The organism is Streptomyces sp. NBC_00669, from assembly GCF_036226785.1.
In the GTDB taxonomy this organism is placed as follows: Bacteria; Actinomycetota; Actinomycetes; order Streptomycetales; family Streptomycetaceae; genus Actinacidiphila.
The window spans coordinates 8,523,050-8,539,419 of the sequence record NZ_CP109018.1 but is presented as its reverse complement, the minus strand read 5'-3'; the positions used below and the strand labels follow the sequence as shown (position 1 = coordinate 8,539,419).

General features: G+C 73.2%; 12 protein-coding genes. 9 read left to right on the top strand and 3 right to left on the bottom strand.

Going from position 1 to position 16,370, the window contains the following annotated elements; genetic code table 11:
* The first annotated feature begins 23 nt into the window (after positions 1–23).
* From OG896_RS36025 to OG896_RS36000, 6 genes are all read left to right on the top strand, one after another.
* A complete protein-coding gene (locus tag OG896_RS36025; protein WP_329372153.1) occupies positions 24–1,136 on the top strand; it encodes an ABC transporter substrate-binding protein in 1,113 nt (370 codons plus the stop codon).
* A gap of 109 nt (positions 1,137–1,245) precedes the next feature.
* Positions 1,246–3,051, top strand: coding sequence for a sugar ABC transporter ATP-binding protein (locus tag OG896_RS36020; protein WP_329372151.1), 1,806 nt, complete (start codon positions 1,246–1,248; stop codon positions 3,049–3,051).
* On the top strand, positions 3,048–4,013 hold the full coding sequence (locus tag OG896_RS36015) for an ABC transporter permease (RefSeq protein ID WP_329372150.1): 966 nt from the start codon (positions 3,048–3,050) through the stop codon (positions 4,011–4,013). The genes OG896_RS36020 and OG896_RS36015 overlap by 4 nt, the downstream gene beginning before the upstream one ends.
* Positions 4,010–5,029 carry an ABC transporter permease gene (locus tag OG896_RS36010; RefSeq protein WP_329372148.1) on the top strand — a complete coding sequence of 340 codons (1,020 nt, stop codon included), beginning with the start codon at positions 4,010–4,012 and terminating at the stop codon, positions 5,027–5,029. Before OG896_RS36015 ends, OG896_RS36010 begins: the two co-directional genes overlap by 4 nt.
* Before the next feature lie 94 nt (positions 5,030–5,123).
* The gene (locus OG896_RS36005; protein WP_328460910.1) at positions 5,124–6,149 is read left to right on the top strand and encodes a LacI family DNA-binding transcriptional regulator; all 1,026 of its coding nucleotides are present in this window, start codon (positions 5,124–5,126) and stop codon (positions 6,147–6,149) included.
* Between the two features lie 164 nt (positions 6,150–6,313).
* Positions 6,314–7,483: an aldose epimerase family protein gene (locus OG896_RS36000; protein ID WP_329372145.1), complete on the top strand. Its 1,170-nt coding sequence runs from the start codon at positions 6,314–6,316 to the stop codon at positions 7,481–7,483.
* On the opposite strand, the gene OG896_RS35995 is transcribed toward OG896_RS36000, so the two are convergent.
* Both OG896_RS35995 and OG896_RS35990 read right to left on the bottom strand, forming a co-directional pair.
* Complete coding sequence (locus tag OG896_RS35995; RefSeq protein WP_329372144.1) at positions 7,372–8,340, bottom strand: phosphatase PAP2 family protein; 969 nt, start codon at positions 8,338–8,340, stop codon at positions 7,372–7,374. The two genes, OG896_RS36000 and OG896_RS35995, sit on opposite strands and share 112 nt — an antisense overlap.
* Positions 8,341–8,939: 599 nt before the next feature.
* A complete protein-coding gene (locus OG896_RS35990; protein WP_329372142.1) occupies positions 8,940–10,529 on the bottom strand; it encodes a GDSL-type esterase/lipase family protein in 1,590 nt (529 codons plus the stop codon).
* Between the two features lie 195 nt (positions 10,530–10,724).
* Between OG896_RS35990 and OG896_RS35985 the strand changes: the two genes are divergently transcribed.
* The 3 genes from OG896_RS35985 (at position 10,725) to OG896_RS35975 (ending at position 12,852) form a co-directional block, all read left to right on the top strand.
* Positions 10,725–11,228 (top strand): GNAT family N-acetyltransferase, encoded by a 504-nt coding sequence (locus tag OG896_RS35985; protein WP_329372140.1) that lies wholly within the window; start codon positions 10,725–10,727, stop codon positions 11,226–11,228.
* Positions 11,229–11,325: 97 nt separating this feature from the next.
* Positions 11,326–12,411, top strand: coding sequence for an NAD(+)/NADH kinase (locus tag OG896_RS35980; RefSeq protein WP_443057203.1), 1,086 nt, complete (start codon positions 11,326–11,328; stop codon positions 12,409–12,411).
* Positions 12,412–12,489: 78 nt separating this feature from the next.
* Positions 12,490–12,852 carry a hypothetical protein gene (locus tag OG896_RS35975; RefSeq protein ID WP_329372138.1) on the top strand — a complete coding sequence of 121 codons (363 nt, stop codon included), beginning with the start codon at positions 12,490–12,492 and terminating at the stop codon, positions 12,850–12,852.
* Positions 12,853–12,918: 66 nt separating this feature from the next.
* On the opposite strand, the gene OG896_RS35970 is transcribed toward OG896_RS35975, so the two are convergent.
* Positions 12,919–16,260: a discoidin domain-containing protein gene (locus tag OG896_RS35970; protein ID WP_329372137.1), complete on the bottom strand. Its 3,342-nt coding sequence runs from the start codon at positions 16,258–16,260 to the stop codon at positions 12,919–12,921.
* Between the last annotated feature and the right edge of the window lie 110 nt (positions 16,261–16,370).

The following is a 16,370-nucleotide window of genomic DNA, read 5'->3' as shown; positions in this document are numbered from 1 at the left end:
ATCGACGAGGATGTGATCGGCGCATGAACGTCTCCCTCCGGGCCAGGACCGCCGCCGCGGTACTCACCGCCGGCCTGTGCCTGGCCGCGAGCGCCTGCACCAACTCCGGCAACGACTCCGCCGGTTCCGACAAGTCCGCGTCCGCGGACAACTCCGCCGCCGCCCAGCAGACCGACACCCCCACGGCCAGTGCGAGCGGCCCGGCCTGCACCTACCAGACCTACGGCGGCGGGGTCCCGAAGCTGGACATCACCGACGGGAAGACCATCGTCGGCTTCTCCCAGTCGGAGTCGACCAGCAACCCGTTCCGCGCGACCGAGACCAAGAGCATCGAGAACGAGGCGAAGGCCAAGGGCGTCAAGCTGATCGAGCGCAACGCCAACGCGGACGTCAACGCGCAGAACTCGCAGATCGAGGACATGATCGCGCAGGGCGCGAAGGTGCTGATCGTGGCGCCGGAGAACTCCGACGGGCTCGGCCCCGCGCTGGCGCAGGCCAAGTCGAAGAAGATCCCGGTGCTCACCATCGACCGGACCGTCACCGGCACCGCCTGCGGCGACTTCATCGCCTTCATCGGCTCGGACTTCTCCGGACAGGCCCGGATCGCCGCCGACGACCTCGGCACCGCGACCAACGGCACCGCCCACGTCGCGGTCCTCACCGGCACCCCGGGCAACAACGTCTCGACCGACCGCACCAAGGGCTTCAACGACGAGATCAAGAAGAAGTACCCGAACATCAAGGTGGTCGCCTCGCAGACCGCCAACTTCACCCAGACCGACGGCCAGAAGGTGATGGAGCAACTGCTCCAGGCCCACTCGGACATCAACGCGGTCTACGCCGAGAACGACGAGATGGCGCTCGGCGCGCTCCAGGCGATCAAGTCGGCCGGCAAGACCCCGGGCAAGGACATCAAGGTCGTCTCCATCGACGGCACCCAGCAGGCGGTCCAGGACGTGGCGTCCGGCGCGCTGGTGGCCGACATCGAGACCAACCCGCGGTTCGGCCCGCTGGCGATCCAGTCGCTGGAGAACTTCTACGGGACCACGGGGGTGCCCGCCGACGTCATCATCAAGGACGGGCACTTCACCTCGGCCAACGCCAAGCAGGCGCTCTCCCAGGGCCTGGTGTACTGACGCCCGCGCGGCGCACGGCGGGGCCGGGTCCAGCCTCCCCGCGACCCGGCCCCGCCGTGCACCGCTCCCCCCGCAGCACCGCGCACGACTCCGCGAGAGGAGGAAGACGTTGGTCCAGCCGGACCCGGACCCCCGCAGCGACGCCATCCTGGAGGTGGCGGGGGTCGACAAGAGCTTCGCGGGCGTCCACGCCCTGCGCGAGGTGGACTTCACGCTGCGGCCCGCCGAAGTGCACGCCCTCATCGGCGAGAACGGCGCGGGCAAGTCCACCCTGATCAAGGTGATGACCGGCGTGCACCGCCCCGACGCCGGCACCGTACGACTCGGCGGCGAGGCGCGGGACTTCCGCAACCCACTGGAGGCCCAGGCGGCCGGGATCTCCACGATCTACCAGGAGGTCAACCTGGTCCCGCTGATGTCGGTGGCCCGCAACCTGTTCCTCGGCCGCGAGCCGCGCCGCTTCGGCCTGGTCGACAACCGCCGGATGAACCGTGAAGCAGCCGACGTCCTCGGCCGGTTCGGCGTCCGGGTGGACGTCACCCGGCCGCTGCGCACCCTGGGCCTGGGCGCCCAGCAGATGGTCGCGCTGGCCCGGGCGGTGCAGGTCGACGCCCGCGTGGTGATCATGGACGAGCCGACCTCGTCGCTGGAGCCGAAGGAGGTCGAGACCCTCTTCTCGGTGATCCGCGGCCTGAAGGAGCAGGGCATCGCGGTGGTGTACGTCAGCCACCGGCTCGACGAGCTGTACGCCGTGTGCGACCGGGTCACCGTCATGCGTGACGGCAGGGTGGTGCACACCGGGCGGATCGCCGGCCTCGAGCGCCTCAAGCTGGTGTCGCTGATGCTCGGCCGGGAGATGTCCGCGGTCCGGGAGAAGGGCAGCACCGCCTTCGACTCCGATGGGCACGAGCGCCATGACGGCCAACCCGCCCTCCGTGCGACCGACCTGACGGTCCGTCACCGCCTGCACGGCGTCTCGCTCGACGTGCATCCGGGCGAAGTCGTCGGGCTGGGCGGCCTGTTGGGGGCCGGACGCAGCGAGACCGCGAAGGCGATCATCGGGGCACTCGCCACCGAGCAGGGCTCCGTCGAGGTGGAGGGCAGGGCGATGCACCGCCGCAGCCCGGCCGCCGCGATCCGCGCGGGCGTGGTGATGCTGCCGGAGGACCGCAAGGCGGAGGGGGTGATCCCGAACCTGTCGGTCCGGGAGAACATCTCGCTGGCCGCGCTGCCCCGGCTGTCGCGGGCCGGGCTGGTCTCGCAGGCCAAGCAGGACGAGATCGTCACGTTCTTCATGAAGCGGCTGCGGATCAAGGCGTCGGGCCCCGACCAGAAGGTCGGCGACCTGTCCGGCGGCAACCAGCAGAAGGTGCTGCTGGCCCGCTGGCTGTGCCTGAACCCGAAGGTGCTGCTGCTGGACGAGCCGACCCGCGGCATCGACGTCGGCGCCAAGGCGGAGGTGCAGGGCCTGGTCGACGAACTCGCCCGCGACGGGCTGGGGGTGCTGCTGATCTCCTCCGACCTCGAAGAGCTGATCGAGGGCTCCGACCGGGTGGTCATCCTCAAGGACGGCCACGTCGTCGGCCACCTCGACGGCGACGATGTCAGCGAGGCCGGCCTGCTGGACGCGCTCGCCACGGCACCGGACTCGCCGGAGTCGGCGGCACCGGCCGCACCGGCCGCACCCGAACCGGCCGCACCCGCCGAGCCGGTGGAGCAGGCCGAGCAGGCCGAGCCCGCCGCACCCGACGCTTCGGCCGAACCCGACGCCTCCGCCCGACCCGACGCCTCCGCCGCACCCTCAGACCCCGCCGCACCCTCAGACCCCGCTGGTCCCGACGAACCCGCTGATCCCGACGAACCCGCTGATCCCGGACACCCCCGAGCGCGCCCCGCCAAGGAGAAGCAGCCATGACCTCCCTCACCTGGCCGGGCGCGGCCCTGGACCGCGGCCGGCTGCTGCGCCTGCTCCAGGAGTACGGCGTGTATGCCGCGCTGGTCGTCCTGTTCGTGGTCGCGGTCGGCCTGGACGGGTCGTTCCTGTCGACGGGCAACATCCGCGTCCAGCTCTACCAGGTCGCCCCGACGCTGCTGGTCGCGCTGGGCATGTCCCTGGTGATCGGCACCGAGGGCATCGACCTGTCGGTGGGCGCCACGATCGCGCTCGCCGCGTCGGTGGTGCCGCTCTACGCCGGGTACGGCCTGTTCGCCGCGCTCGCGGTGGCGCTGGTGCTGGGCGCGGCCACCGGCGCGGTCGGCGGCGCGATGGTCGCCTTCGCCCGGGTCCAGCCGATCGTGGCGACGCTGTCGCTGATGATCGGCGTGCGCGGCCTCGCCGAGATCGTCAACGGCAACTCGGCCAAGCCGATCACCCAGTCCGGCCTGCTCGGCCTCGGCTCGCACACCCTCGGCGGCGTCCCCGAGATGGCCTGGATCGCCGGCGTCTGCGCGCTGCTGACCGGGCTGCTGGTGCGCCGCACCACCTTCGGCCGGCAACTCGTCGCGATCGGCGACAACCGGCAGGCGAGCCGGCTGTCCGGCCTGCCGGTCCGCCGGGTGCTGATCACCGTCTACGTGCTGTCGGGCGTGCTCGCCGCGCTCGCCGGCGTGCTGATCGTCGGCCACGGCGCGGAGGCCGACCCGGCCAACCAGGGCCTGAACATGGAACTGGACGCCATCACCGCGGTCGTGGTCGGCGGCACCCCGCTGTCCGGCGGCCGGGTGCGGGTGCTGGGCACCGTCGCCGGTGCGCTGTTCATGCAGCTCATCACCGCCGTACTGACCCAGCACAACGTGCACACCTCCTACACTCAGATCGTCGAGGCCGCCATCATCTGCTTCGCGGTGTACGCCTCCCAGGAGCGAGGGACCCGATGACTTCCACCGCCCTCCAGCCGGCCCCGATGCCGCCGGGCGCCGCGTCCGACGGGCAGGCCGCGCGGGTCCCGGTCCGCGAGCGGATCGCCTCCCAGGTGCAGCGGCACGGCGCGCTGGCCGTCCTGGTCCTCGTCGTCGCCATCGCCTCGGCGACCTCCTCGACCTTCCCGACCTGGAACAACATCAGCAGCATCCTCGGCAGCAACGCCTTCGTGTGGCTGCTGGCGCTCGGAATGACCTTCGTCATCATCACCGGCGGCATCGACCTGTCGGTCGGCTCGATGTTCGCGCTCGGCGGCGTGCTCGGCGCGTACGGCTCGCGGCACGGCACCTGGCTGGCGATCGTGCTGCCGCTGGCGGTCGGCGCGGCCTGGGGCACCGTGCAGGGCCTGCTGATCGCGTACGCGCGGATGGCGCCGTTCATCGTGACGCTGGTCGGACTGCTGGGCCTGCGCGGGCTGTTGCAGGCCGTCACCAGCGAGGGCGCCACCACCTACCTGGTGCCGGCCCACTCCTGGTTCCGGAACCTGGGCGCCGGCACCTGGACCCCCGTGCTGATCGTCGCGGCGCTCTTCGCGCTCGGCGCGCTGCTGCTGACCCGGACCCGGTTCGGCGCCACGCTGACCGCGCTGGGCGGCAACGAGCACGCGGCGCGGCTGATGGGCCTGCCGGTGGCCCGGGCGAAGGTGCTGGTGTACCTGCTGTCCGGCACCCTGGCGGCGGGCGCGGGCGCGCTCGGCGGCGCCCGGCTCGGCTCGGGCGTGACCACCATCGGCGTCGGCTACGAACTGACCGCGATCGCCGCGGTGGTGATCGGCGGCACCCTGCTCACCGGCGGTGCCGGTTCGATCGGCGGCACGGTCAGCGGTGTGCTGCTGCTCGCGGTGATCCACAATCTGATCGACCACTATTTCTCGCAGTACGGATCGGCGTTCACCGACACCGTCAACGGCGGCTTCCTGGCCGTCGTGGTACTGCTACAGACGCTGCTGAGCCGTACCCAGCAGCTGGAGTGACCGCCGTACCAGGGCACCAGCACCACCGCGGGCCGGGGGGCCGCAGACCTGAGCCGGACCGCGACGCAACCGGTCCGACCGAGAGAGGATTTCCGTGGGCGTCAGCCTCAAGGATGTCGCGCTGCGCGCCGGCGTGTCCGTGAAGACCGTCTCCAACGTGGTGAACGACTACCCCCACGTCACGCCGAGCACGCGCCGGCGGGTCCAGCAGGCGATCGACGAACTCGGCTACCGGCCCAACCTGACGGCACGCCACCTGCGCAAGGGCCGTACCGGCATCATCACGCTGGCCGTGCCCGAGCTCGGCAACCCCTACTTCGCGGAGGTGGCCGGCGCGGTGATCGACGCGGCGGCCCGGCACGAGCTGACGGTGCTGCTCGACCACACCGCGGGGCTGCGCGAGAAGGAGGTGCTGGTCTCGCAGGGGTTCCGCTCGCACGTCATCGACGGGCTGATCCTCAGCCCGATCCGGCTGGAGAGCGAGGACCTGCTGACCCGCCCCGAGGGCCCGCCGATGGTGCTGCTCGGCGAGCGCGAGTACGACGCCCCGTACGACCACATCATGATCGACAACGTGGGTGCGGCGCGGACCGCGGTACGGCATCTGCTGGACATCGGGCGGCGCCGGATCGCCTTCCTCGGTGCCCGCCGGGAGAGCGCGCGCCAGCCGGCCCACCTGCGGCTGCGCGGCTGGCGGGAGGCGATCACCGCCGCCGGGCTGGTCCCCGACGAGTCGATGGTCGCCGCCACCGAGGGCTACGACCGCGCCGACGGCGCCGCCGCGATGGCCGCGCTGCTGGACCGCGAGGACCGGCCCGACGCGGTGTTCGCCTACAACGACCTGATCGCCCTGGGCGCGATGCGCACCCTGGTCGAGCGGGGCCTGCGAGTGCCGGAGGACATCGCCGTGGTGGGCTTCGACGACATCGAGGAGAGCCGCTACGGCATGGTCTCGCTGACCACCGTCGCCCCGGACAAGGCCGCGCTGGCCCAACTCGCGGTGGACTGCCTGGTGGAGCGGATCGCGGTCGCCGGCGGCGCCGAACCGCCCCAGCCGCGCCGCATCCTGCCCGGCTACCGGCTGCTGGTCAGGGAGTCCACGGCGGTGCGAAGAAGCTGACGCCGGGGCCGCGCGTGCGGATCGGCCGAGGCCCGCCCCGGCCCCGTCGCCGCGCCCCTCACCCGCCGACCGACCGCCGCCGCGCCCGCGCCCGTGTCCCTCCCCGTGGCCGGGCGGCGACCGTCGCGGCACGCCCTCCCACCGGCCCTCGTCCCAGGATGACCATGCCCTCTCAGTCCCCCGCGCCCGCCGCCTCCCTGCGCCGCTCGCCGTTCGGCACCGCACCGGGCGGCGCCGCCGTCGCGTGCTGGACGCTGGACTCGGGCACCGGGGTGCGCGCCGAAGTCCTCGACCACGGCGCCACCTTGCGCGGCCTGCACGTGCCGGACCCGGCCGGGCGCACCGAGGACGTCGTGCTCGGCCTGCCCGCGCTCGCCGACTACCTCGCCGACCAGCCCTACCTCGGGGCGGTCGTCGGCCGGTACGCCAACCGGATCGCGTACGGCCGGTTCACCCTCGACGGCCAGGCCCACCTGATCCCGCCCAACGACCGCGGGCACGCCCTGCACGGCGGCCCCGACGGCTTCCACCGCCGGGGCTGGCAGGCCGCGCCCGCCGCGGACAACGGCCCGGACACCGCCGCGCTGCGGCTGACCCTGCACAGCCCGGACGGCGACATGGGCTTCCCCGGCGCGCTCGACGTCGAGGTGGTCTACCGGCTCACCGCCGCGGGCACGCTGAGCGTCGACTACCGCGCCCGCGCCGACCGGGCCACCCACGTGAACCTCACCAACCACGCCTACTTCAACCTGGCGGGCGCCGGACGCGGCGACATCCTCGGCCACACCCTGCGGCTGGACTCCGACGGCTACCTGCCGGTCACGGCCGAGGCGGTGCCGCTCGGCCCGGTCGCGCCCACCGCGGGCAGCGCCTTCGACTTCGGCCGGGCCCGGACGATCGGCGAGCGGATCGGCGACCGGGACCGGCAACTCGCCGACGCCGGCGGCTACGACCACTGCTGGACGCTGGCCGCGCCGGAGCCGGGCGGGGCACCGCGCCGGGCCGCCCGGCTCGACGACCCGGGCAGCGGGCGGTGCATGGAGGTGTGGACCACCGAGCCGGGCATCCAGGTCTACACCGGCAACGCGCTGGACGGCTCGCTGACCGGACCGGCCGGCCGGCCGTACCCGCGGCACGGCGCGGTGTGCCTGGAGACCCAGCACTTCCCGGACTCGCCGAACCGGCCGGAGTACCCGGCGACGGTACTGCGGCCGGGCGAGGTCTACGTCAGCCGGACCGAGTTCCGCTTCCCCCACCTGGGGGCGCCCTCGACCGCGGCCGCGGTGGCCGACGGCTCGTCGGAGGCGTCGCGTGCCGACGGGTCGGACGTCTGATCGCCCTCCCCTCCCCCGCCCTTGCCGTCCCCGGCGGACCGGCGCAGCTTCGGGTAGGCCCGGCGGCCGAAGAGCAGCCGCTGGAGGAGGAAGCCGATGGCGAGGGTGGCCGCGCCGGCCACCGCGTCGGCGAAGAAGTGGTTGGCGGTGGAGATGATGACCACGAAGGTGGCCAGCGGGTAGCACACGCCGAGCACCCGCAGCCAGGTCCAGCGGGCCAGGAAGAACAGCGTCAGCCCGCACCACGCCGACCAGACGATGTGCACCGACGGCATCGCGGCGTACTGGTTGGACACCGTGGAGACGTGCCCGGAGTCCCAGGAGCCGTGGGTGTGGTGGCTGACGATGGTGTCGATGAACCCCTCGGAGCGCAGGAAGCGCGGCGGGGCGAGCGCGAAGAGCGTGAAGCCGACCAGTGCCAGGCAGGTCGCGGTGTACAGCGCGGTGCGGGCCGCCCGGTAGTACTGCGGGCGGCGGGCGTAGAGCCAGATCAGCACCGCCGGGGTGATCGCGAAGTGCAGCGTCGCGTAGTAGTAGTTCATGCCGACCGTCAACCAGTTGATCTTGTCGACGGCGTGGTTGAGGCTCAGCTCGAAGTCGACGTGCAGCAGCCGCTCGAAGTGCAGGACCTCGCGGGCGCGGTGCAGTGCCTCGCTCTTCTCCCGCGGGACGTAGCGGCGGGTGCGGCTGTAGGCCAGGTACAGGGCGACGGTGAAGGCGAGTTCCAGCAGCAGCCGGGGCCGGTTGCGCGGGCGCATCCGGGCGGGCAGCAGCGGGAACCGCCGCAGGCCGGCGGGCCGGTCCTCGGTGTCCGGGGTCTGCGCGGTGTCGGCCGAGCCGGTGGTGGTGGCGGTCATCGGGCGCCTCCCGGTACGGCCGCGGCCCGCCGACGTGCCTCGGCACCGCCCCGGCGGTGACGGGTCGGTGCAGGTCCCGGCCTTCGCCCGCGCGGTGACGGGCTCGGCAGGCTCGGCGAATACGCCAGCAGCATGCGGTCGATCTCTCTTCCCGAACGATCCGGCGACAAGCCGGGCGACTCGCCCGACACTACATCGGACACCAAAACGTCCGGCTACCGATACCGACCGGACATCTTTGCTCGATGGGCGCGGTCACGGAGCGTACCTGGCGAGGCGCGGGTCGCCAAGTCGCCCGCCGCGGTGTAGGGGTGCGTACGGCGCCGGGGCGCGGGCGTCGGGAGAGGTCGGCGCGATTCCCGGGGGCGCGGGCGATGACGGTCGGCGCGGCATTGGCCGCCGACCCGCAACCGGCCCCGGACGCCGTCACATTGGGTGATGTGGGTGATCTTGGCCACATGCCGGAGCCCGCGGCAGGACACCACTGCGGCGGCGCCCTGGCGGCGGTACGGCACCGGCACGGCGCCGCCGCGGCCTCGCTGCGGCATCGCTGCGGCATCGGCTGCGACACCGTCAGGGGCCGGGGCGGGAAGCGGAGGTCAGGGCTCCCGGGCGGGGGCGGTCGTGGGCGTGCTCGCGGGCGTGTTCGCGGGGGCGCCCGCACCGGCGACGCCGCCGGCAGCCGTCGCGGCGGGTCCGGCCCCCGGCGAAGCGGTGGTGCCCGGCGTACCGCCGCCGGTCGGTGTCGGGCCGGGCTGGGCCGTGCGGTCGGGGTGGGCGGCGCGGTCGGCCTCGATCGCGCCGAGCGCCTGCTGGTCGGCGAGCGCGATGGCGAGTTCCCCGGCCGCGGTCGGGTGCAGCGGCGCCTTGCCGGTGGCGTCCTGCACGAACGGCTGCTTGCTGCATAGTTCGTGCCCCTCGAAGCCCGGCCGGGCGACGGCGAAGTGGAAGGTGGCGGCGCCGCTCTCCAGCACCGCGTTGAGGTCCGACAGCCGGGAGCCGAGGACGTCGGCCTTCTCCCGGGTGATGCCGTCCTTCTTCAGGCAGCCGGTGTCCGGCCCGAACGGGTCGTAGTACTCGTTGACCAGCACCGCCGGATGGTGCGGCAGCGCGGCGAGTTGTTCGAGCAGGTCCAGGTAGTCCTGGGTGAAGCCGGCCAGCTCCTCCTTGAAGTACGCGGTGGACGCGTCGTCGTCGCAGACCGGCGCCGCCGCGCAGAGCCCGGTCAGCAGCCCCCAGTTCATGTCGTTGGCGCCGATGCTGACGATCACGGTCGACGCGCCGGTCGCCCGCTGGGCGACCGCGAGCTGCGGCGGCACCACCTTGCCGCCGCGCACTTGCACCCCGAGGATGCCGTCGGACACGGTGGCGCCCTGGCAGGCGAGGTTGAGCACCTTCCAGCCGTTGGCGGCGGCGAGGTCGGCCGCGTAGGCGTCGGAGCTGCGGCCGCAGGTGCGGTCCAGCGCGGTGGGGTGCTCCACCAGCGGGTTGCCGATGCCCGCGGCGGTCGAGTCGCCGATCACCACCGCGTGGATGCCCGGCAGCGCGGAGCCCTTGGCGGCGGGCACCGGCTCCGCACGGGTCCGGCCGACCAGGTCGTCGAGCGTGTGCACCTGGCGCAGCGCGCGGGGGGTGCCGGAGGCGAGCAGGTACACCCCGGCGGCGTTCGCCGCGCTCACCGTCACCAGGGTCGCGGCGAGCATCGTCAGCATGGTGCGGTGCGAGGTGCGGCCGGCGCCCGCGATGGCGATGGTGATCACGCCCGCGCAGCCGGCCGCGACGAGGGTCTCCCAGATGCAGTAGCGCTTCCAGCCCGCCGCGAGCTGCCGGCTGAGCATCGGCACCAGCGCGTTGTCGCCGTCGGCGTGGAACGCCTGGTTCACCTGCGAGTCGAGGGTGATGTGGGCGAGCTTGAGCTTGGGGCGGATCGGCCCGTCGAAGCGCGGCTGGGTCGGGATCGCCTCGCCGAACAGGTCCAGCTCGCCGGGGCCGGACCGGCTCAGGCCCGGCTGGGCGGCGCCGACCTGCACGTTCTGGCCGGCCGCGGAGACCGACTGCATGGGGGTGAGCCGCACCGCCAGCCAGATCCCGGCGGCGCTGGCGACCGCGATCAGTACGGCCGCGAGCAGCAGGTTGCGGCCCCGGCGCAGCCACCGCGCCCTGCCGTTTCCGCACCGCACGAGCCCCACGCGCTTCCCTCTCACTGCCCGGGCCCGCCTTGCGCGTGGCCCTGTGTCCGATCCATCCTGCGCGGCTCCCTTGCGAGGCCGCCTGCCCACGACCCTAACGGGCCAACCCGGACGAACACCCCATCGCACCCCATCGCGCCCCGGCTCGCACCCCTGCCGGTCCCGGCCGGAACCACCGCCCCTACGGTGGGGCGCATGTACCGGCTGCGCCCGTTCGAACCCGCCGATGCCCCCGCCCTGACCGCGATGCTGCACCGCGCCTACGCGGAACTGGGCGGGCGCGGGCTGAACTTCACCGCGGTGGACCAGACGGAGCGGACCACGCTGAAGCGGGCCGGGACGGGCGCCTCGTGGCTGCTGGTGGACGGCTCCCGGATCGCGGCGAGCCTGACGATGACGCTGCCGCCGCACGAGACGCTGCGCCGGCTGAGCCGCACCGCGGCGGCTCCGGGCCGGGCCTGGCTCAACCAGATGGCGGTCGATCCCGCGGACCGCGGCCAGGGGCTCGCCTCCCGGCTGTGGGCGGTGGGCCGCCGGTGGGCCGGCGACGCGGGCGCCTCCCACCTCGGCGTGGACACCGCGGAACCCGCGGCGCACCTGGTCGAGCTGTACACGGCGTGGGGCTTCGCCCGGCGCGAGACCGTCCAGTGGCCGGGCAAGACGTACCGCAGCGCCGTCATGGAACGGCCGTGTGGGTGACCGGCGTCCCCCACACGGCGGACCCGGCGCCGCCGCGCCCCGGGCCGGACCACGCGCCGACCGGGCCCCGGCCCCGGCCCGCCCCTACGGTGAAGGGGTGATCGAGCGGATCGGGCTGGTCGTGCACGGCGGCAAGGAGGCCGCCGTGGCGGCCGCGGCACGCGTCAAGGCATGGGCCCGGGCACGCGGCGTCCCGTGCGCGGAGATCGACGTGTGGAACACCCCTGCCGCCGACGGCGACGAGAAGGACGGCGGCATGGGGCGGCTGACCGCGCTGGAGGAGGCGGAACAGGCCGGGCTGCCGGACCTGGTGGTGACCGTCGGCGGCGACGGCACCCTGCTGCGCGGGGTGCGGGTGGCCGCCGCGGTGGACGCCCTGGTGCTCGGGATCGACGTGGGCCGGGTGGGGTTCCTCACCGAGGTGCGCGTGCCGGACCTGGAGGCGGCGCTGGACGCGGTGCACGCCGGCACCGGGCACGTCGACGAACGGCTGATGCTCACCATGCGCGCCTCCCGCCCGCTGGAGATCCCGACCGGGATGCAGGCCCTGCTGCGGTACGGCCGCGGCCCCCTGCTGCCGCCGCCGACCCCGCGCGACGCCGATCCCGGGCACACCGGGTGGGGCGTTGCCCTGGACGTGCTGGGCCTGAACGACGTGGTCTTCGAGAAGCTGGCCAGGGACCGCCAGGCGAGCGTCGCGATCTACGTGTCGGGGCGGCTGCTCGGCTTCTACTCGGCGGACGCGTTCGTGGTGGCCTCCTCCACCGGGTCCACCGCGTACAGCTTCGCCGCGGGCGGGCCGATCGTCTCGCCGCACCTGGACGCGCTGGTGTTCACTCCGGTGGCCCCGCACATGGTCTTCGACCGCAGCCTGGTGCTGTCCGCGCGCGAGGAGCGGGTGGCGGTGCGGGTGCTGGAGCGGTCGGGGCGGGTCGCGGTCAGCGTGGACGGACGGCTGTGCGGAGTGCTCGACCCCGGTGACTGGGTGTCGGTGTACGCGGCGCCGCGGCGGGCGCGGCTGGCCCGGCTGGCCGACCCCGACTTCCTCGGCCGGGTCCGCGACCGGTTCGGCCTGGCCGACGCGCCCGCCGCGCTGGCCGACGGCTCGGCGCCCGCGGAGTACCGTCCGGCCCAGCCGCTGCCGGACGACCTCGCGCACCCGGGCCCGCCCGACATCCACTGACACCTCGACACCCCGACACCCTCCGAACCATCCGCGTCCGCCCGGTACACACGTGTACCGACGGCGTACGCTCCCGGCATGAGGGACAGCGATTTCGTACGGCGGATCATCGGCATCCTCACCGAGGCCCGGCAGATGCAGGTGCTGCTGGAGGAGGACCCCGACCGGCAGGACATCTCGGGCGACAACGTACGCGCGCTGCTCAACGAGACCATGCCGACCATCGAGTTCCCCGCCGACGCCAGCCCGAGCGAGATCGGCGAGGCGCTGAGCATCCAGCTCAGCCCGGTGATCGAGCGCCTGACCGGGGCGTTCTCCCTGATCTTCCTCCAGCTCGCGGACGTCCACGACGCGGGCCGCACCGACGTGACGTCCGCGGACATACTCCAGGACCTCGCCCTGCGGGCCGACGAGCTGTGGCCGGGCGAGGAGGAGTCGTGACCGCGGGCCCGGGCGCCGGTGGTGCCGTGACCCGCGTGCGGCGGGCCACGGCACCGGCGGCCGCCGTCAGCCGGCGGCGGTGACCGTCGAGGGCAGCGACAGCGTGCCGGTCAGCGGCAGGTTCCGGGACGAGTCGCCGACGAGGATCTGGTAGTTCCCCGCGGCGGCCGTCCAGGTGCCGGAGCCGGTGTCCCATGACGCGAGGTCACGGGTGCTGACGGTGAAGGTCACCGTCCCGGAGGCGCCCGGGGCCAGCGAGATCCGCTGGAAGCCCTTCAACTGGTGCGGTGGCTCCCCCGCCGCGCCGGGATCGCCGACGTACAGCTGCGCGACCTCCGCGCCGGCCCTGCTCCCGGTGTTGGTGACGGTCGCGGTGACCGTGGCCCGGCTGCCGGAGATCGCCCCCACGTGCAGGTCGCTGAAGGCGAAGTCCGTGTACGACAGGCCGTACCCGAACGGGAAGAGCGGTGCGACGTTCTTCGCGTCGTACCACCGGTAGCCGATGTCCAGGCCCTCGGAGTACTCGACCTTGCCGTCGGTGCCCGGCCACTGCGCGGTGGTGTTCGCCGGGACCTGGGCGAGCGAGGTCGGGAAGGTCACCGGCAGGTGTCCGGAGGGGTTGGCGTCGCCGAAGAGCAGCGCGGCGATCGCCTCTCCCCACTCCTGCCCGTCGTAGAAGCCCTCGAAGACGCCGGCGACCTGGTCCAGCCACGGCATGAGGATCGCCGCGTTGTCGTTGAGCACCACGATGGTGTGCGGGTTGGCCGCCGCCACCGCGGAGATCAGCGCGTCCTGGTCGTTCGGGAGGTTGAGCGAGGTGTTGTCCGCCTCCTCGTGGCCGTAGTTGTCACTGGCGAAGACGATCGCCACGTCGGAGGACTTGGCGAGCGCGGCGGCGGAGCTCTGGTCGGTGCCGTCGTTGTAGGTGACCGAGGTGCCGGTGCCCTGCAACCGGTCCTGGATGCCGATGATCGGGGTGTAGGTGCCCGCGCTGGTGACGGTGCCGCTGCCGCCGCCGATGGTCTGGGCGCCGGGTCCGGCGTCCTGGCCGATCACGGCGACGGACTTGGTGCTCGACGTGCTGAGCGGCAGGATGCCGTTGTTCTTCAGCAGCACCGTGCCCTCCTCGTCGCCCTTCAGCGCGACCTGCGCGTGTGCCGGGGTGGTGACGATCGCGGTCTTGGAGCCGGACGGTGCCTTGTCGAACATGCCGAACCGGAACATCTGGGTGAGCACCCGGGAGACCATCGTGTCCACGGTGGCCTGGCTGACCTGGCCGTCCTGCACGGCCTGGATCAGGTAGTCGGCGTAGTAGTAGCCGCCGGGCATCTCCACGGTGAGCCCCGCGTTCGCGGAGTCGACGGTGGAGTGGATCGCGCCCCAGTCGGAGGTGACGAACCCGGTGAAGCCGGCCTGCTGGTAGAGCGGCTTGTTGAGGATGTCGGGGTTCTGGCAGGAGGGCACGTTGTTCACGTTGCTGTACGCGCACATCACCGAGGCCGCGCCGCCCTGCTCGATGGCGGTCTGGAACGCGGGCAGGTAGATCTCCTGGAGCGTGCGCGCGTCCACGTCGATGGTGCCGGCCGGCTGCTCGATGTTGTACGCGGCCGCGTGCTTGACCTCCGCCATCACGCCCTGGCCCTGGATGCCCTGGACGTCCGCGGCGCCCATCTGCCCGGACAGGTAGGGGTCCTCGCCGAACGTCTCGAACGCGCGGCCCCAGCGCGGGTCGCGCACCATGTTGACGGTCGGGCCGAGCGCCACGTTCACGCCCTTGGCGGCGAACTCCTGGCCGACCGCGGTGCCGTAGTCCTGCTCGTAGGCGGTGTCGAAGGTCGCGGCCGACACCAGCCCCGAGGGCATCTGCGTGACCCCGCCGAGGCCGTCGCCGACACCGGCCGGGCCGTCCTCGAAGTTGACGTCGGGGACGCACAGCGACGGGTTGCCGATGATCTTGCCGATGTAGTCGGGCGAGTCGGTGCCGTGCAGCATGGCGACCTTCTCGTCCAGCGACATCTGGCCCATGAGCTGGGCGACGCGGGTGGCGGCCGGCGCGGTGGAGTTCACCCACGGGCAGTCGCCGGGCGCGGGCCGGCTGGGCGGGGGCGGCACGGTGCCGGTCACGTCGCCGACGGTGTGGACCTGGAACTCCCACAGGGCGTAGCCGTATCCGGTCGCGCGCGTGGTGCCGTACATCCGGATGTAGCGGCCGGTGCCGGTCACGTCGAGGGTCTGCTTGCCGCCGGTGCCCGTGGTGGTGGAGTAGACCGGGCTCCAGGTGGAGCCGTCGGCGGAGACCTGGATCTGGAAGCCGGTGGCGTAGGCGTTCTCCCACTGGAGCACCACCTGGCAGATCGGCAGGCTCGCGCCGAGGTCCACCTCGAACCACTGCGGGTCGGCGTAGGCGCTCGCCCAGCGGGTCACGGTGCTGCCGTCCACGGCGTAGTTGGGCGAGTAGCCGGGGTCGTCGTCCTGCACGGAGGAGGCGGTGGCCGGGTGGCCGAGGGCGGCGTTGGTGGTGCCGCAGTCGCCGGTCGGGGTGCCGCCGCCGTCGCCGCTGCCGCCGGTGCGGACCTGGAACTCCCACAGCGAGTAGCCGTATCCGGTCGCGCGGGCGGTGCCGTACATCCGGATGTAGCGGCCGGTGCCGGTCACGTCGAGGGTCTGGGTGCCGCCGGTACCGGTGGTGGTGGAGTAGACCGGGCTCCAGGTGGAAGCGTTGTCGGAGACCTGGATCTGGAAGGCGGTGGCGTAGGCCGCCTCCCACTGGAGCACCACTTCGCAGATCGGCACGCTGGCGCCGAGGTCGATCTGGAGCCACTGCGGGTCGGCCGCCGCGCTGGACCAGCGGGTGCCGGCGTCGCCGTCCACCGCCGCGGACGCCGGGGTGCCGGCGTTCTCCGTGGAGGAGGCGGTCGCGGGCTGGTCGAGCGCGGAGTTCGCCGAGCCGCAGCTCGCGCTCGTGCCCCCGGTGAGGGTGCCGTAGACCTGGAACTCCCAGAGCGAGTAGCCGTATCCGGTGGCCCGCTTGGTGCCGTACATCCGGACATAGCGGCCGGAAGCGTTTACGGCCAGCGTCTGCGTGCCCCCGGTGCCGGTGGTGGTGGAGTAGGCCGGGGTCCAGGTGGAGCCGTCGGCGGAGACCTGGATCTGGAAGCCGGTGGCGTAGGCCGCCTCCCAGGTCAGGACGACCTTGCTGACGCTCGCGTTCGCGCCCAGGTCGACCTGGAGCCACTGCGGGTCGGCGGCGGCGCTGGACCAGCGGGTGCCGGTGTCACCGTCCACCGCCGCGGACGCCGGGGTGCCGGCGTTCTCGATCGAGGACGCGGTGGCGGGCTTGCCCTGCGACAGCAGGGCGGCGTCGGCGGCGTGCGCGGGCCCGGTCCCGCCGAAGAGAGTTGCGGTCATGGCCATGACGGTGACTGCGACCAGCCACGCGAAGCGGATTCTTCGGACCGCGGCACGCGCCGCCGTCCGATGAGTGGAGGACATGGATCTCCCTCGCGATGTGGGGGGTG